The sequence below is a fragment of the Ruegeria sp. HKCCA0235A genome, assembly GCF_013033235.1.
GTDB lineage: Bacteria > Pseudomonadota > Alphaproteobacteria > Rhodobacterales > Rhodobacteraceae > Ruegeria.
Genome location: NZ_WQDQ01000001.1, coordinates 436103 through 452426, shown reverse-complemented (window position 1 = coordinate 452426; position 16324 = coordinate 436103). Strand labels below are relative to the sequence as shown.

General features: G+C 58.0%; 14 protein-coding genes and 1 tRNA gene. 7 read left to right on the top strand and 8 right to left on the bottom strand.

The features are described 5' to 3' along the window. The first annotated feature begins 18 nt into the window (after nucleotides 1–18). Nucleotides 19–606 carry an HNH endonuclease gene (locus tag GOW56_RS02235; RefSeq protein WP_152458073.1) on the top strand — a complete coding sequence of 196 codons (588 nt, stop codon included), beginning with the start codon at nucleotides 19–21 and terminating at the stop codon, nucleotides 604–606. Here GOW56_RS02235 and GOW56_RS02230 read toward each other — a convergent pair. Then, nucleotides 603–1073 carry a disulfide bond formation protein B gene (locus GOW56_RS02230; RefSeq protein ID WP_171204809.1) on the bottom strand — a complete coding sequence of 157 codons (471 nt, stop codon included), beginning with the start codon at nucleotides 1071–1073 and terminating at the stop codon, nucleotides 603–605. The two genes, GOW56_RS02235 and GOW56_RS02230, sit on opposite strands and share 4 nt — an antisense overlap. Next, a complete protein-coding gene (locus GOW56_RS02225) occupies nucleotides 1070–1648 on the bottom strand; it encodes a YqaA family protein (RefSeq protein ID WP_152458071.1) in 579 nt (192 codons plus the stop codon). The genes GOW56_RS02230 and GOW56_RS02225 overlap by 4 nt, the downstream gene beginning before the upstream one ends. 147 nt (nucleotides 1649–1795) lie before the next feature. Between GOW56_RS02225 and GOW56_RS02220 the strand changes: the two genes are divergently transcribed. The 4 genes from GOW56_RS02220 to GOW56_RS02205 all read left to right on the top strand — a co-directional run bounded on the left by GOW56_RS02220 (nucleotide 1796) and on the right by GOW56_RS02205 (nucleotide 6577). Next, a tRNA-Leu gene (locus GOW56_RS02220) sits at nucleotides 1796–1881 on the top strand. 590 nt (nucleotides 1882–2471) lie between these two features. After that, the gene (locus tag GOW56_RS02215; protein ID WP_171167993.1) at nucleotides 2472–3440 is read left to right on the top strand and encodes a TAXI family TRAP transporter solute-binding subunit; all 969 of its coding nucleotides are present in this window, start codon (nucleotides 2472–2474) and stop codon (nucleotides 3438–3440) included. A 99-nt stretch (nucleotides 3441–3539) separates the two neighbouring features. After that, nucleotides 3540–6149: a TRAP transporter permease gene (locus GOW56_RS02210; RefSeq protein ID WP_171204808.1), complete on the top strand. Its 2610-nt coding sequence runs from the start codon at nucleotides 3540–3542 to the stop codon at nucleotides 6147–6149. Further along, complete coding sequence (locus GOW56_RS02205) at nucleotides 6146–6577, top strand: universal stress protein (RefSeq protein ID WP_171204807.1); 432 nt, start codon at nucleotides 6146–6148, stop codon at nucleotides 6575–6577. The genes GOW56_RS02210 and GOW56_RS02205 overlap by 4 nt, the downstream gene beginning before the upstream one ends. A gap of 78 nt (nucleotides 6578–6655) precedes the next feature. Here the strand turns inward: GOW56_RS02205 and GOW56_RS02200 are convergent, their stop codons facing one another. Genes GOW56_RS02200 through GOW56_RS02190 form a run of 3 tightly spaced genes read right to left on the bottom strand, consistent with a single transcriptional unit; the run spans nucleotide 6656 to nucleotide 10744 of the window. Continuing rightward, on the bottom strand, nucleotides 6656–7696 hold the full coding sequence (locus GOW56_RS02200; RefSeq protein WP_171204806.1) for a lipocalin-like domain-containing protein: 1041 nt from the start codon (nucleotides 7694–7696) through the stop codon (nucleotides 6656–6658). Beyond that, on the bottom strand, nucleotides 7686–10100 hold the full coding sequence (locus GOW56_RS02195; RefSeq protein ID WP_171204805.1) for an FtsX-like permease family protein: 2415 nt from the start codon (nucleotides 10098–10100) through the stop codon (nucleotides 7686–7688). The genes GOW56_RS02200 and GOW56_RS02195 overlap by 11 nt, the downstream gene beginning before the upstream one ends. Then, nucleotides 10097–10744, bottom strand: a complete 648-nt coding sequence (locus GOW56_RS02190) for an ABC transporter ATP-binding protein (RefSeq protein ID WP_170344178.1) — start codon at nucleotides 10742–10744, stop codon at nucleotides 10097–10099. Before GOW56_RS02190 ends, GOW56_RS02195 begins: the two co-directional genes overlap by 4 nt. A 173-nt stretch (nucleotides 10745–10917) precedes the next feature. Between GOW56_RS02190 and GOW56_RS02185 the strand changes: the two genes are divergently transcribed. Further along, entirely contained in the window at nucleotides 10918–11352 is a 435-nt protein-coding gene (locus tag GOW56_RS02185; RefSeq protein ID WP_171168004.1) for an ion channel, read from the top strand. Here the strand turns inward: GOW56_RS02185 and cls are convergent. From cls to GOW56_RS02170, 3 genes are all read right to left on the bottom strand, one after another. Further along, nucleotides 11349–12761, bottom strand: coding sequence for a cardiolipin synthase (gene cls, locus GOW56_RS02180; protein ID WP_171204804.1), 1413 nt, complete (start codon nucleotides 12759–12761; stop codon nucleotides 11349–11351). The two genes, GOW56_RS02185 and cls, sit on opposite strands and share 4 nt — an antisense overlap. Before the next feature lie 23 nt (nucleotides 12762–12784). Then, complete coding sequence (locus tag GOW56_RS02175) at nucleotides 12785–13759, bottom strand: HAD family phosphatase (protein WP_171168007.1); 975 nt, start codon at nucleotides 13757–13759, stop codon at nucleotides 12785–12787. A 74-nt stretch (nucleotides 13760–13833) separates the two neighbouring features. Then, nucleotides 13834–15444 carry an arylsulfatase gene (locus tag GOW56_RS02170; protein WP_254441632.1) on the bottom strand — a complete coding sequence of 537 codons (1611 nt, stop codon included), beginning with the start codon at nucleotides 15442–15444 and terminating at the stop codon, nucleotides 13834–13836. A 198-nt stretch (nucleotides 15445–15642) separates the two neighbouring features. Between GOW56_RS02170 and GOW56_RS02165 the strand changes: the two genes are divergently transcribed. After that, on the top strand, nucleotides 15643–16323 hold the full coding sequence (locus GOW56_RS02165) for a Crp/Fnr family transcriptional regulator (protein WP_171204803.1): 681 nt from the start codon (nucleotides 15643–15645) through the stop codon (nucleotides 16321–16323). Nucleotide 16324 lies beyond the last annotated feature (1 nt).

The following is a 16324-nucleotide window of genomic DNA, read 5'->3' as shown; positions in this document are numbered from 1 at the left end:
GCGAGGAGCGATTCTGTGATGGACGGAGACTTCAGGACCGAATTTGTAAGGGAGCCGGGTGCGCTCAAACAACACCCGGCCCTGGTTTTGAACGCCGATTATCGCCCCTTATCCTATTACCCGCTGTCACTGTGGCCCTGGCAAGAAGCGATCAAGGCGGCTTGGCTGGATCGGGTCGATATCGTGGCTGAATATGACGAGGTCGTCCGCAGCCCGAGCACCGAGATCCGAATACCCTCGGTCGTTGTTTTGAAAGACTATGTAAAACCCAGAAAGCGCGTGGCCTTCACGCGCTTTAATTTATTTTTGCGGGATGAATTCCGCTGCCAGTACTGCGGCAGCCGGGACAACCTGACCTTTGACCATGTGGTGCCACGGGCCGCCGGTGGTGTGACCAGTTGGCAGAACGTGGTGGCGGCGTGCAGCCCGTGCAATCTGCGCAAAGGGTCGAAATCGCTGCGCCAGGCTCGGATGACCTTGCGCAAGCCGCCACGTCAGCCCGATGCCGAAGCGTTGCGCAATATTGGACGGAAGTTTCCGCCGAACCACCTGCATGAAAGCTGGATCGATTTCCTGTACTGGGATGCCGAGCTGGACGAGTTCTAAGCCGCGCGGGATTTCCATGCGGCCAGCCAGATCAGGACCAGCACAGCAGAAGCATTAGCGTTCCAGCCAGCCATCGAGATGCCGAACATCTCCCAAGGGATATCATCGCACCGCACCAAAGGCGCGGACATGATTTGATCGAACAGATCGTCTGCGGACAGACCGCTGATGCTGCCGGATGTGCAGCTGCTTGGGCCTTCCCACCAGCCTTGTTCAACGCCGGCGTGAAATGCACCCACCGCCGATGTCGTCGCGGCCGCCGCTGCGCCCAGCAAAGGAAGAAAGGTCAGCCTCGGTAAAGCCAGAGCCACGGCGCCGATCGCGATGGCCACTGCATGTGGATAGCGCTGCCAGATGCACATCTTGCATGGCGCAAGCCCGCCGAGATGCTGAAAGCCAAAAGCGGCCAGAAGAAGCGCCAGTGATCCAAGACTTGCCACCGCGACAAGTTGCGAACGTCTCGTCATAAGTATTTCACCACCAGGAATCCGCCAAACAGGAGGATGATGAACAAAGTGAACATTAGCCCCAGGCGCTTTTCGATGAAGTCGCGGATCGGCTCACCGAATCCCCAGAGCAGGCCTGCCACCAGGAAGAACCTCAAGGCGCGAGCCAGAATCGAGGTGGCAATGAAGGTTCCAAGCGGCATGCCGGTCCAGCCGGACATAATAGTGATGACCTTGTAAGGGAAGGGGGTCACACCAGCGGCCAGAACGGCCCAGAATCCGAAGTCGTTGAAACGGGTATTGAACTCTTCCATGGCATGGGCTTTCCCCATGGATTCTAGAATGGGCTGCCCGATGCTTTCATAGAAAAACGCACCAATCGCATAGCCCAGCATGCCCCCCAGAACCGAAGCCACCAGTGCCACGGTTGCGATCAGCCATGCGCGAGACGGGCGGGCCAGAATCATCGGAATCATCAACACATCGGGGGGAATCGGGAAGAACGAACTTTCGATGAAAGCCACGATGGCCAGCGCCCACAGCGCGTGAGGGTGTTCGGCCAGACGAATGGTCCAGTCATAAAGCGATCGTAACATAAAGCACTCAAATCCCGTTTTCGGTCTGAAGCCCAGCCAAACCATGCGCCCGACGGACCGTCAACAGTCGAGGGCGAAACAAATGGATTATTGGATGGTTTTTGCCTCTGGACCTTCGCTCGGATGGGCGCTAATCCAGTGTTCGTGGCCCAAGTGGCGGAATGGTAGACGCAGGGGATTCAAAATCCCCCGCCTTCACGGGCGTGAGAGTTCGAGTCTCTCCTTGGGCACCACAATTCCGACAAACTCAGAACACCGTCCGTCCTCTTGGCGGGGTGCCGTGATCAAGGTGATGATCCGCAACCTAGATCTTCATGTCCTGTTTGAGGTCCTCTGTAACGGGCCGTGAATGCCACAACGTTCCGGGCCTGCTTCAACGACAGATCATCAGGCCCCCGGCCGGGGGGATCTTGAACCGGGTTGGTGTTGAAGGGCCTTTGCCAGATTCGTCGGAACGTACGACCGTGACTTGCCCTGCCTCCTTATCCGAAACGCGGTTCGCTCTGTTTCACGGTGATTAGCGCCGGGAATGAGGGTAGGTTTTGGATTTGGAGTGACCGCATGAACCCAGACGGCTCGCTGTGAACTGAAGGGGAAAGTTCGGGATTTATGCTCATATATGCGAATTGGCGCAGGTCAGACCGGTGCCGGCCTTGACATTGCGGGTATCTGAATGAAACCTCGAAAGGGTTGGGAGAAATTGGGAAATTCAAAGATTTGTAGCCGTTGCGATGCGGGCCGGTTTGTATTATCGGCACGCTTCCCTGAGCAGGTGATCAAACTTGATTTCCAACTGCCAGACAAAAAAAGTGGGAGTTAACAGATGAAAAACAGCAGCAAATTGAGCGTCGGCGCCTTCGTCACCGCAGCCCTTCTGGCTCCGGCGGCATATGCCGAAGAGTTCATTACAATCGGTACCGGCGGTGTAACCGGCGTTTACTATCCGACCGGCGGCGCGATCTGTCGTCTGGTCAACAAGGGCCGGAAAGAGCACGGCGTGCGCTGCTCGGTCGAATCGACCGGTGGTTCAGTTTACAACATCAACACCATTCGCGAAGGCGAGCTGGAGTTTGGTGTGGCCCAGTCCGACTGGCAGTACCACGCCTACAACGGCACCTCGAAATTCGAAGAAGCCGGCCCGTTCGAAGGCCTGCGCGCCGTGTTCTCGGTGCACCCCGAACCCTTCACCGTTGTGGCCCGCGCCGATTCCGGCATCACCAACTTCGAAGACCTGAAGGGTAAGCGCGTCAACATCGGCAACCCGGGTTCCGGTCAGCGCGGCACCATGGAAGTCCTGCTGGGCGAAATGGGCTGGACCACCGACGATTTCGAACTGGCGACCGAGCTGAAGGCGGCCGAACAGTCGGCGGCTCTGTGCGACAACCAGATCGACGCGATGGTCTATACCGTTGGTCACCCGTCTGGTTCGATCCAGGAAGCCACCACAGCCTGTGACTCGGTTCTGGTGAACGTAAGCGGCGACGCGGTTGACAAGCTGGTCGGCGACAACTCGTTCTACCGTACCGCAACCATCCCCGGTGGCATGTACCGTGGATCTGATGAAGACACCTCGACCTTTGGTGTGGGCGCGACCTTCGTGACCTCGGCAGATGTATCGGATGATGCTGTCTATGCGGTCGTCAGTTCGGTCTTTGAAAACTTTGATGATTTCAAAAAGCTGCACCCGGCGTTTGCGAACCTGAAGCCCGAAGAGATGATTGCGGATGGCCTGTCGGCTCCGCTGCATCCGGGTGCCGAGAAGTACTACAAAGAAAAAGGCTGGATCCAGTAAACCAGACCTGACGCAGGGTGCCCACGGGCGCCCTGCACAAAACCCGTGTGAAACGGGATTTCAGAAGGCCGAACAATGGCCGCGACGGGGAGACATTTGATGAATTCCGACACTCAATCCAATCGTCCGCTTTCCGAAGAAGAGCTTCAGGATCTGGTTGCATCTTCTGACGCAGGAGGGCGCAATCCGGTCGGGAACGTGGGCGTTTTCCTTGCGGTCGTGGCCGCGACCTGGTCGATATTTCAAGTTGTTCTGGCCTCGCCCCTGGCGAATTATGTCTTGCCCGGAAGCGTCGTGAACAATGCTCGGCAATTCCATCTGGCTTTTGCTTTGTTTCTGGCCTTTGCCGCTTATCCGGCGCTCAAATCCAGCCCCCGGAACTATATTCCGGTTCAGGATTGGATCATGGGATTGGTGGGCGCGTTCGTCGCGCTGTACGGCTATTTCTTCTATGACAAGATCGTTAATGCGGGCGGTTTGGCCGACGACACCGACAAATGGGTTGCGTTGCTTGGCCTGGTGCTGTTGTTCGAGGCCGCGCGCCGTGCGCTTGGCCCGGCCATGGCAATTATCGCGACCATATTTTTGGCCTATGTCTTCTTCGGTGCCTCGGAATGGGTGCCCGAAGTTATCCGCTGGAAGGGCGCGAGCCTGAAAAAGGCGATGAGCCACATGTGGATCACGTCCGAGGGCGTGTTTGGTATCGCACTGGGTGTTTCCACGAAATTCGTCTTCCTGTTCGTGCTGTTTGGCGCATTGCTGGATAAAGCCGGGGCAGGGAACTACTTTATCAAGATGGCCTTTGGGGCCCTGGGCCACCTGCGTGGTGGTCCGGCCAAGGCGGCGGTTGTGGGCTCGGCTGCGACCGGCCTGATCTCGGGCTCGTCGATTGCCAATGTTGTCACCACCGGTACCTTCACCATCCCGCTGATGAAGCGCGTCGGGTTCAGCAGCGAACAAGCTGGCTCGGTCGAGGTCGCCAGTTCGGTCAACGGGCAGATCATGCCGCCGGTGATGGGGGCCGCTGCCTTCCTGATGGTGGAATATGTGGGCATCTCATATGTCGAGGTGATCACCCATGCCTTCCTGCCAGCAGCGATTTCCTACATCGCACTGGTTTACATCGTGCACCTCGAGGCGGTGAAGCGGAACATGCCCACGCTGGGCGACCGCGATGTGCATCTGGCGCGGACCGTAGTGGGGATGCTGGGCTTCTTCCTGGTGTTTGCAGGTCTTTGCTATGGGTCACAATTCCCGGTGGATGCCGTGACAAGCTGGGTGCCGTCGGCCGCTGGGATCGTGCTCAGCCTGATTATCTGCGCGGTTTATGTCGCACTGCTCTATCTGGCGGCACAGGTTCCGGATCTGGAACCCGACGACCCTAACGCAAAAGAGGTTACGCTTCCGGTCATCGCCGATATCTACAAAGCTGGCCTGCATTACCTACTGCCGATCATCGTTCTGGTCTATTTCCTGATGATCGAACAGAAGTCACCGGGCCTGTCCGCCTTCTGGGCCACATCGCTGCTGTTTGTCATCCTGCTGACGCAGAAGCCGCTGAAAGCGATGTTCCGGGGGCAGAGCAACCTGTACAACACTTTCATCGATGGTGTTGCCGACCTGTGGCAAGGTCTGATCGACGGGGCACGCAATATGATCGGCATCGCGCTTGCCACGGCAACCGCGGGCGTGATCGTGGGAACCGTCACGTTGACGGGTGTTGGTCAGGTGATGGCCGATCTGGTCGAGTTCCTGTCGGGCGGCAATCTGATCCTGATGCTGGTCATGGTCGGGCTGCTCAGCCTGATCCTGGGCATGGGTCTGCCGACAACCGCGAACTATATCGTTGTCAGCTCGTTGATGGCCGGGGTGGTTGTTGAGTTGGGCGCCCAAAGCGGGCTGATCGTTCCATTGATCGCTGTCCACCTGTTCGTGTTCTATTTCGGGATCATGGCCGACGTGACACCTCCGGTCGGGCTGGCCAGTTTTGCTGCTGCGGCTGTGTCGGGCGGTGATGCGATCAAAACCGGTTTCACGGCGTTCTTCTACAGCCTGCGTACCGTGGCGCTGCCCTTCGTGTTCATTTTCAACACCGATCTTCTGCTGATCGATGTGACATGGGTCGAAGGGATCATAGTGGCGATTTTTGCGACGATAGCGATCCTTGTCTTCACGGCAGGCACCATGGGGTACTTCCTGACCCACAGCCGCATCTACGAAAGTATCGCTCTGATCGCCGTTGCCTTCGCCCTGTTCAGGCCGGATTTCTTCATGGATCGCATCGCACCTCCATACACTTCGGTCGAGCCTGCGGCGTTTGTCGAAACCATCGGCCAAACTTCACCCGGAACCGAGGTTCGCATGGTGATCAGCGGGCCGGATTTTGATACCGGCAAGATGGTGGACACCACGGTTGTCGTGCCAGTCGGATCAGAAGAGGGCGGTGACGCGCGCGTCGATGCCATGGGGCTGCTGTTGCTCGAAGAGGATGGTCTTGTGAAACTAGATGAGCCGATGTTTGGATCACCGGTTGCCGATGATCTGGCCAACTTTGACTATTACGGTGACGAGGCTGTGCGCCTGAGCTCGGTCAGCCTGCCGTCCAGCCAGCCTCCGAAGCAACTGGTCTATATCCCGGCGATGATCCTTCTCGGCCTTATCGCTTTCCTGCAACGCGGTCGTGCCGCAAGACAAGGAGTGCCCGCATGACACGCTCTGTTCTGTGTGCCGTTGATATCAGCAACGGCGAGATTGATGCACCGGTTCTGAAAAAAGCAGCCGCGCTGGCGGATATGGAAGGGGCGCAACTTGACGTGGTGACGGTGCTGCCCGATTTCGGGGAAAGCTGGGTGTCGGGGTTTTTCGAATCCGGTTTTCACGACAAGGCGTTGGAGGAAGCGCAGGCCAAGCTGACGGCGCTGTGCGTATCGGCCCTGGGGGCCGAGCGCAATGAAACCATCCGCCATGTGGTTGCGACAGGAACAGCTTATCAGGAGATTTTGAAGACGGCCGAAAGTGCCGGCTCTGATTTGATCGTAATCGGAGCCCACAAGCCGGATTTGAAGGATTACCTGCTGGGCCCGAATGCGGCACGCGTGGTGCGACATTCCAACGTCTCGGTTTACGTGGTGCGCTGACTCGAAAAGCAGATGCAGTGCACAGAGGTGCCGGAGCCCCGACGGTCGCCTGCCGCCGTTCGGGCTCCCGCAGCCAGGTCAGTAGCCCGTCATCTCGAGATACCCGACGCCCTCGTGGCTGCCGGTGACCGTGACCGGACCTTCCCAATATTCAAAACGTGTCCCCATCCAGGCATCCGGCGTCAGGGCGGATACCTTGACGTCGATGCCTCGGTCCGCAAGCACGACGCGCCATTGCGTCGGGACGTCGCGCCCTGCCACCTGATCGGTCGCAAGCGGCTCAAGCCTGACGGATCCGTCGGGGATGGCATCGGTGCTGCCGTCTGAATTGATCCATGTGGCCGAAGTGAAATCGCCGCGACCACCGCGCAGGCGAAAGGCCATCAGCTTGTCCCCGCCCTCGAAGCTGAGCGAAAACCAATCCCAGCCGGTTTGATCCTCGGCCAGGGGTTGCGAAGACCATTCCCGGTCCAGCCAGCCCTGACCGGTGACGCGCATATCGCCATCCGGCAGGCGCAGTACGCCTTCGACTGAATAGAAGGGTTGCGAATAGTAATAGCTGGCTTGTCCGTCGGCGGATTTGACGGAATAGCCCGCTTGGCCATGAAACACCAACGGGCCTTGTGCGCTCAGCGCAAGATCGTACCCGAAATCAGCCCCGTTTGCCGTCAGAGTCAGGGTGTCCATATCCGGCCCGGCCATGCGCCATTCGTCGATCCAGGCCTCGAACGGTTGCACCGCAACACCTGCCTGCCCAATCCCCCCACGCGACAGGCGTTCGGCAAAATAGTGGGTGTCAGGCGTGGTGACAGCCGCATGGCCCATCCAGATCTGCGGGCTTTGCCATCCATCTGTTTCAAACGGTTTCAGGGCCGACCGGAAAAGGGTCCATTGGATGCCATAGTCACGCCCGTCCTCGCCTTTGAGGTTGGCCGTCAGATACCACCATTCGATCCGATAGGCGGGGTGAGGTCCGTGGTCTTTGGGAAAGTCGAATTCAATCCCCGCCTGCGGAACCTCGAAGCCTTCCGCCGACCCTCCAAGACCTGCAAAACCCTGCGCCCAAAGAGGCGATGGGCACAAAAACACGAGAACGGCCAAAAGGGTTTTAACGTTCATTGGCGAACACCTTTAGCAAATCGGCAGGGGGCAGACGCAACATGCGCAGCGCGGGCAGGGCCGCTGCAACCAGGGCGGCCAGCAGGGTCAGCAGGAACAGCCACAACCAATCCCAGGGAAACACGAACATCGGCAACCGCCAGCCAAAGGCCTGCACATTGATCACTGCCAACAGAACCCAGGCGAGGATCAGACCAAGCGGCAACGCCAGACACGCGGTCAGAGCCGCGAGCAGCACGCTGCGCAAAAGCTCCAGCCGCGCCAGTTGCGCCCGATTCAGTCCCAGCGCCCATACCGGAGCAATCTGAGGCAAGCGCTGGGTCCACAGGGTCAGCAGGCTGGTGAGTATGGCAAATCCCGCCACGCCGAGGGTCAGAACATTGAGCGCCGATGTCACGACAAAGGTCTTTTCGAAGATTGCCAATGATTGCGCCTTCATGGCGGCCTGCTGGACCACGGCCTGACGCGGCAGGGCAAACCGCTCGCGCAAGGCTTGCGCCATTTCAGTCGCCTGTTCGGGGTTCAAACGGACGCCAAACCGTCGGGTTTCGGCCCCTGGTGCGATCCGGTCAAGTTGGCTCATCGACACAATGGCTTGCCCGGTTGGATTTCCATAATCCGAATAAACCCCGGCGATGGTCAGCGTTCGATCCTGGGACAGCGTCAGCGTATCTCCGGGCCAGAGGTTCGCGCGCCGTGCCAGTTGTTCGTTGATCAGCACCGCGTCTCCGGCCATGACGTCGTCCCATACGGTCGAGTTTGCCGATATCAACGGCCAGTGCTGCCGATAGACCGGATCGTCAATGACCCCGTACAGAAACAGGGGGCCCGTCTCGTGCGACAGTTCCATGTTGCGAATTGGAAGGATGGCGTCGACCTGTGGCCGCAGCCAATCCGTGATCTCGCGCCTCTGTTCTTCGTCACGGACGGTCAGATATAGCTCTGAAGTCAGGCGCTGGTCGAGCCAGCCCACAAATGTCAGCCGGAAACTTGAAACCATTGTGCCCACACCGATATTTGCCGCAAGCGCAAGCAACAGGGCCATCAGGGCAAGCGACAGCCCGGGCAATTGGGCGCGCATGTCGGCCCAGACCCACTGCGCGATGGCGCCACGGGACCTGTTGCCAAAGACGGAAAGCGCAAAGGTCAGAAGCGCCGGCAACAAAAGCGCGGCACCCGTCAGCAATCCGGCCAACAGCACGAAACCGGCAACCAGACCACCGATGCCGAGATAGGCGATGACACCGCCGACGATCAGGGACAAGCCGAGCAAACCTGTCACAAGACGTGTGCCGGCATTGCCCTGCCAGGCTTGCACACCGGGCCCCGCCAGCAGGGGCATACGAGACAGTCGCCACAGCGCATGGCCACTGGCAAACAAGGTGCCGCAGACAGCCATCGCCATCCCGGCAAACACCCAATGGGGGTGCAGTGTCAGCTGTCCGGTCACGGGTGCACCATACAGGCCGCGAAGGGTTGCTGCGACATCGGGCAACAACGCTCCGGCCAGAAAGAACCCAAGAAGCAGACCCAAGGTTCCACCGATCATGGCCAGCCCCGTCAGTTCGGTCAGGATCAGGAAGACCAGCCGCCGCATCGAAACGCCCAGTGCACGCAGGGTGCGGATCATGCCTCGGCGTTGGGCGAAAGCCAGCCCGACGGTGCCGTTCACGATGAACAGGCCAACGGCAAAGGACAGCAGGCCAAAAGCCGACAGGTTCAGGTGAAAACTGTCAGTCAGCCGAGCAGTATCGACTTGCGAGGATGGGCTGGCGCGCTCCAGTTCGGGCGCGACTTCGGCCAAAGGTGGCCGATCACGCGGCTGATCCGGCAATACAATGAGGCGCGAGATGAAACCGGTTTGGTTCAGCAGGGCTTCGGCTGTGCCGATATCCGTCAGAATTACGTCCGGTGGCAGCGCCGTGGTGATTGAAAACGGCGGAAGGTTGTTCTGGTCGCGCAACAGCGGCTCCAACTCTGCCGCGATCAGAAGCCGCCCCGGAGCGGTCAGCATGTCCGCCGGCTCAGTCGGCGCGGTGCTTTGGTCGGCTTCGGTGACGGCGGGCAGGGCCGGGTAGGCGACCATGTCCACACCCATCAGGCGCAATGTGCGGCCCTGGATTCGATAGGGGCCCTCCAGGACGGCCGCCACCTGCCAGCCAGCACGACGCAGATCGACGTAACGAGAAACCGGGATCAGACCGGAAGGATCGCGCAGCTCGTCGAACTGCCCAAGGGCAAGCTGCGCGTTGGCCCGGGCATAGCTGGCGCGTGCTTCGGCATTGATGGCCTGAACCGCGGACCAGAGACCGGTGGCCAATGCGATGCCGGTCAAAAGCGTCGCCAGTTGCAACCAGTGCACCCGCCAGTGTGACGTCAAAGCCTGAATGACGGCGCGTGTCATTGGATACGACCACCGCAGAGCTGGACGGTTCGATCCAGGCGGGCCGCAATCTGTTGGGAATGCGTGACCAACAGAAGCGCTGCGCCGGTATCAGCCACCAAGGCCAACATCAGATCCAGAACCCTTGCGCTGGCGGTTTCATCCAGATTGCCCGTGGGCTCATCCGCCAGCAGCAGTTTCGGACGCGCTGCCATGGCACGACCAATCGCCACCCGCTGCTGTTGCCCGCCGGACAGGTTTTCGGGATATCGGTCCAAAAGATCGGACAGGCCCAAGCGTTCCGTCAGATGCGCGGTCCAATCGGCATCCTCGGCGTCGGCAAGGCGGGCGTGAAAGGAAAGGTTCTGCGCAACGGTCAGCGAAGGGATCAGATTGAACTGCTGAAAAACCAACGAAAGCTGACTGCGCCGCAATTCGGCCCGCCCGGAATCGTCCAGATGGGACAGGGGCGTACGGTTCAAGATGATTTCACCGCTGTCGAAACAATCAAGCGCTGCGGCAAGATTCAACAGAGTGCTTTTGCCACTGCCGCTTTCGCCGGTCAGGGCCAGTGTCCGCCCTTCATCCAACGTCAGCGACACGTCGCGCAGAACCGGGCGCCCGCCGGGATAGGTTTTCTGAACACGGTCGATGGTCAACAGCATGATCTGGCCTTTTTTCTTCCAAGGATGTGCGACGGAATTCCAAACTGTCCAGTGCGGACCGGTACCCGGTTCCATTCGCCGCAGGCTTTTGGCGCGATCGCCGGGGTTGTGCCTCGCACCTCAAAGGGCCATTCTGCCCGGACGGTCCACTGTCGTAAATCAGGATGAAAAACATGACGTTGCTGCATCAGATCGTTTGGGGCAGTACATTTCTGGCGCTCTGCTTCTTGGTCGAGATTCTTTTGTTGACCTGGTGTACCGTCACGATCATCAAGTGGGATGAAAAATGGTCGGCCAAGGGGGTGTTCTTTGGCACGGCAACACCAATCGCGGTATCTTTGGCCTTTATTGTCGCGACGCACACGATTCAGGTCTGGATTTGGGCCATCGTCTGGGTGTTGCTTGAGGTTCTGCCGGATTGGAACTCGGCCATCTATTTCTCATTGGTGACGTTCACGACCCTGGGATATGGCGATATCGTTTTGGGCGAAGGGTTGCGCATCTTTGGGTCTTTTGCCGCGGTTGCTGGTCTTCTGGCCTTTGGTCTGTCGACCGCTTATCTGGTGGCGATGATGACGCGCGTCTTTCAGGAGAAATTCTTTTCCTAGAGGATAGGCGCAAACAGTCGCGCCAAGGGGGCGCCAAACCGGATATGCGCGGGTTGCTGGGCCAGACGGCGCGTCAACTCATAGCTCGCCTCGAAATCCGCGCGCAGCATCTGATCAACAGCCAAGGCTGCGCGGGCATCGAAAAACAGGGCCATCGCCTCGAAGTTCAGCCGGAAGGACCGGTTGTCCAGATTGGTCGTGCCGACCGCGGCCAGCGTGTCGTCTACCACGAAAACCTTCTGGTGCATGAATCCATCCGTATATCGGAACACACGCACGCCGCAGTCGCGGATTTCGTCGAAATAGGCAAAAGCGGCCAGCCAGGGCAGCCGATGGTCGATCACATCCGGGACAAGGATGCGCACGTCCACCCCGCGCATCGCTGCATGTTGCAGGGCGGTCATGACGTCGATGTCGGGCACGAAATAGGGCGATGCGATCCACAGTCTTTCTTTCGCCTCGGCGATTGCCGAAAAGAACATCATGGCGCCGGTTTCGGTTTCATCTCCGGGTCCGGTGGCCACCAACAGGGCATTCATGTCTTGCTCGGCCTCGCTGCCTGCCCAGTCGAGGTCGTCAATCAGGTCTTCATCGCGGGCCCAGTGCCAGTCTTCGGTGAAGATGAGCTGCAATTGCCGGACGATGTGGCCGGTCATCTTGATATGCGTGTCGCGCCAATGGCCGAAATGCGGGTCTTCGCCCAGATATTCAACACCCACGTTGTGACCGCCGATAAAGCCTGTTTCACCGTCGATGATGACGGTTTTGCGATGGTTCCGGTAATTCAGCTGAAACCTGAAATTCGGCCCGCGTTGCTCACGCGGGTCGGCCACGTCAATTCCCGCGTCGCGCATTGTGTCCAGATAGGTGTTTGCCAATCCATAGCTGCCGACGGCATCGGTCATGAAACGGACATGCACCCCGCGTTTCGCAGCCTCTATCAGCTTGGTCTGAAGCTGTCGGCCCAAGGCATCGTCTCTGACGATGTAGAATTGGATCAGGATGTAATTCCTGGCCTCGTCTATCGCCTGGAAAATGGCGTCAAACGTTGCCTGGCCATCGATCAGAAGCTGAGCGCCATTGCCACTGGATACCGGAAGATGAGCCAGAAATTCGAATGGTCGTGGATTGACCGACATCGTGGATGGGTCAGGTCTGGAGTAGTCAGCAAAGGTCTTGATGCCTTCGACGACCCGTTCGCTTTGTTGGCGCGAGATGCGGTAGCCGCGAAACCTGTGGTGCCCCAGAAACAGGTACATCGGCACCGCAAAGATTGGCGCCGATACCAAAAAGACAACCCAGCCAACGGCTCCTTGCGGTGTGCGCGCGGTTTGTGCCGCGCGCACCGAAAACACAACTGCAGTTGCGTACAACGCAAAAACAAAGATGGATACAAGCAATGTCCACATGGGCGTTAAGTCTTTCGGGTCGTTCAGTTTCCTCCAGTGTAGACCCGCGACCAGTCTTTCGCCATATCGACGATAACCCAGCCTTTGTCCGGCCCCTGATCCAGACCGTCAACCAACCGCCCAATCGGACTTTCCCGATCATAGGCCCATTCACGTTCGGCATCCGTATGGTGGATCAGAACACCCAGCCGTGATCCGCTACCCGAGGTTGTCCAATCCAGCATTGCGAAATCGCCGTCTGAGTTTCCTCCGGCCAGAATGGGGCGTTTGCCGATCGTGCGTTCGATGTTGATGGGTTTGCCTTCCTTGTCGTCGATGAAGGCAATCCCGGGGGCCTTGATGACAGTCGGAACGCCATCGACATCTTCGAATGTCGAGTTTCCATATGTGCCCAGAACCTGTTCCGGCGGAATGCCATAGGCCTGTTCCGCGAAGACCCGCATGAAGTGAATGCCGCCGCCCGAGACAATATAGGTCTTGAACCCTTCGTCCCGAAGATAGCGCAACAGCTCGACCATGGGCTGATAGGTCATCTGGTCATAGGGCAATCCGGTGTCCGGGTGTCGGGCCTCGGCCAGCCACTGCGCAACTTGGGCTTGAAACGCCTCTACGCTGGTTCCGGAATGTGACTCGTTGACAACTTCGATCAACGCATCGTGGCCCCCTTGAAGAACCGTCGCAAGATCACCTTCGGCAGCGGCTTTCAAAGCGGGTGTGGACAGGATCGAAGGATCTTGTTCAGCCAGTTCAGAAAGCCGATCCATGGCAAAGATTAACTGGAAATAAACCGGCTGTTCGGCCCAGAGTGTGCCGTCATTGTCAAATACCGCGATCCGATCTGAAGGCGTCACATAATCAGGTCCTTCCGCGTCGGTAACACTGGACACGAATTCAAGGATCGCTTCTTTTGCCGCTGTGGCGTTCCAACTGGGCAGCGGATCAGCGAGCAGGGATACGGGAACACAGGTCAGAAAGGCACCCAAAAGAACGTGTTTCATGAAGCTCTCGATATCTGTTGTATTGAAGAAAGGCCGCCCTGCGCAGGGCGGCCTACAGCGTGGGGCCGCCTGGCCTAGTTGTTGGTCGGCGTTGTAAGCTTCTCCATGACCTGATCCAGGTTGAAGCTGGCTGCTTTCTGACGTGGCGGGAACTCCTGGAACGTGCTGAGGAAATTGCCAACGTATTGCTGGGCGGGCACAAGGAAATAGGCCCGGTCCAACAGCCAATCGTAATAGGTGTTGGACGTGCGGTACGCGCGTTCATACGGATCGCGGCGCAGGTTGACGATCAGCGGGATGCGCAGTTCGGTCCATGGCTCGATCCAGGCACGCAACGTGGCCCAGGCTTTCTGCTCCAGGAAGATGAGCTTCCAGTCTTCGAAACGCAGCGCCGTGAGGTCACCATCATCCGAGAAATAGAAGATTTCTTTCCGGGGGCTTGCCGCAGTCTCACCAGTCAGCAGCGGCAGAATATTGTAGCCATCAAGGTGCACCTTATAGTCGCGACCCATGCCCGATGAGCTGTAGCCGGTCTTCAGTTTTTCCTTGATGTCCGGATCGCCGGCCACAGCGAGGTAAGTGGGCAGCCAGTCCATGTGATGCACGATCTCGTTGGTGACTGATCCGGCCTCGATCTTGCCCGGCCAGCGTACCATTGACGGAACACGCCAACCACCTTCCCAGTTGGTATTCTTCTCGCCCCAGAACGGCGTCGCAGCTGCATCCGGCCAGGTGTTCATGTGCGGACCATTGTCAGTGGAATAGTGCACGATCGTGTTGTCAGCGATGCCAAGCTCATCCAGCAGATCCAGCAGCTGACCTACATGCATGTCGTGTTCGATCATACCGGCGGTGTATTCATCAGCGACCCGCCCCGACAACTCATTGGCCTTGGCGCGCATCTCGTCTTTGACGTGGGTGCGGAAGTGCATGCGGGTACCGTTCCACCAGACATAGAAGGGCTGACCTTGCTCATGCGCCCGCTTGATGAAGTCGATGGCCGCGGCCACGGTTTCGTCATCTACCGTTTCCATGCGCTTGCGGGTCAACGGTCCGGTGTCTTCGATCGTGCCATCCGCTTTGGACTTGATGACGCCGCGCGGGCCATAGGCTTCGCGGAAGGTTCGCCCATCCGCCAGAACGCGATCACCCGGATAGTCTTCGTTTTCCGGCTCTTCTTCGGCATTCAGGTGGTAAAGATTGCCAAAAAACTCATCAAAACCGTGGTTTGTCGGAAGATGTTCGTCTTTGTCACCAAGGTGGTTTTTGCCGAATTGACCGGTCACATAGCCGTGGTCTTTAAGAAGCCCCGGGATAGTTGGGTCTTCAACCTGCATTCCAAGATCTGCCCCAGGCAGGCCGACTTTGGAAAGACCGGTGCGGAACACGGATTGCCCCATGATGTATGACGAACGGCCGGCGGTACAGGATTGTTCACCGTAGTAATCGGTAAAGATCATGCCTTCTTTGGCAACCCTGTCGATATTGGGTGTTTGATATCCCATGAGACCCATTGTATAGGCCGAGATGTTGGATTGACCGATATCGTCGCCCCATATCACAAGAATATTGGGCTTTTGATCTTGCGCCCAGGCGGGCACGGCAAGGGCGACAGTTACGGTCGCCACCGCGAACCGGCGCAGTGTTCTACGCCAATTATCTGCAATCATTCGTGGAGAAGACATGAAGTGCTCCTGATCAGTCGAGCCTTAATGACCCGGAAAATTGAAATTTAATTTAAGCCGCTAGCTCATAACTTGAAGCTGCAAGCAAGTTCTTGATTGCCCGAATAAAAACAACTTCTTGTTCGAGCAGTGAACACAGCTATTTTACGCGATGAAACGTATCGAAAACTTATCATATGATCACTTTGAAAGATACAAATGTTTGATTCTGATGACGATATGCGGATTCTGGCCAAGACCGACTGGTTTGGCACGCGCGATTCAAAGTTTCAGAGCGATCTTATGACGTGCGCAATTCAAAGAACCTTCGATTCCGGAGAAACCCTGTACCACCACGGTGACCGCGCCAACGGTATTCATGCGGTGCTCGCAGGCGCGCTTCAGATCACGGCACCTGCCGATGATGGACAGGAATTCGTATTGCATCAGGATGGATCAGGATTCTGGATCGGGGATCTCGCGCTGTTTGCCGAAGCCAAACGCCTGGTCAGCGTCGTGGCAACGCAAAAGACCCGCACCTTGTATTTTCCCGGCTCGCGGGTAGAACGCCTGGTTCAGAAGAACCCGGAATACATCCGTGATTTCTATGCGTTGACGCATGAAAACATGAAGACTGCTCTGCGCATCATGGCCAATCTTGCGGTTACGGGGTCTGAAAAGCGCCTTGTGCTGCGTCTGCTGCATCTTGACGAAGGCGCCTTGAGTTCGGACGGATGGATTGTTGTGTCTCAGGAAGAACTTGCTGAAATGGTTGCGGTATCTCAGCCGACCTTGCATCGACATCTGCATCATCTGGCGGATCTGGGCCTTGTGGAATTGGGGTATGGCCGGCTGCGGTTGATCGACCGGCGCAAGCTGATCAGCAACTGTCAAAGTTGAA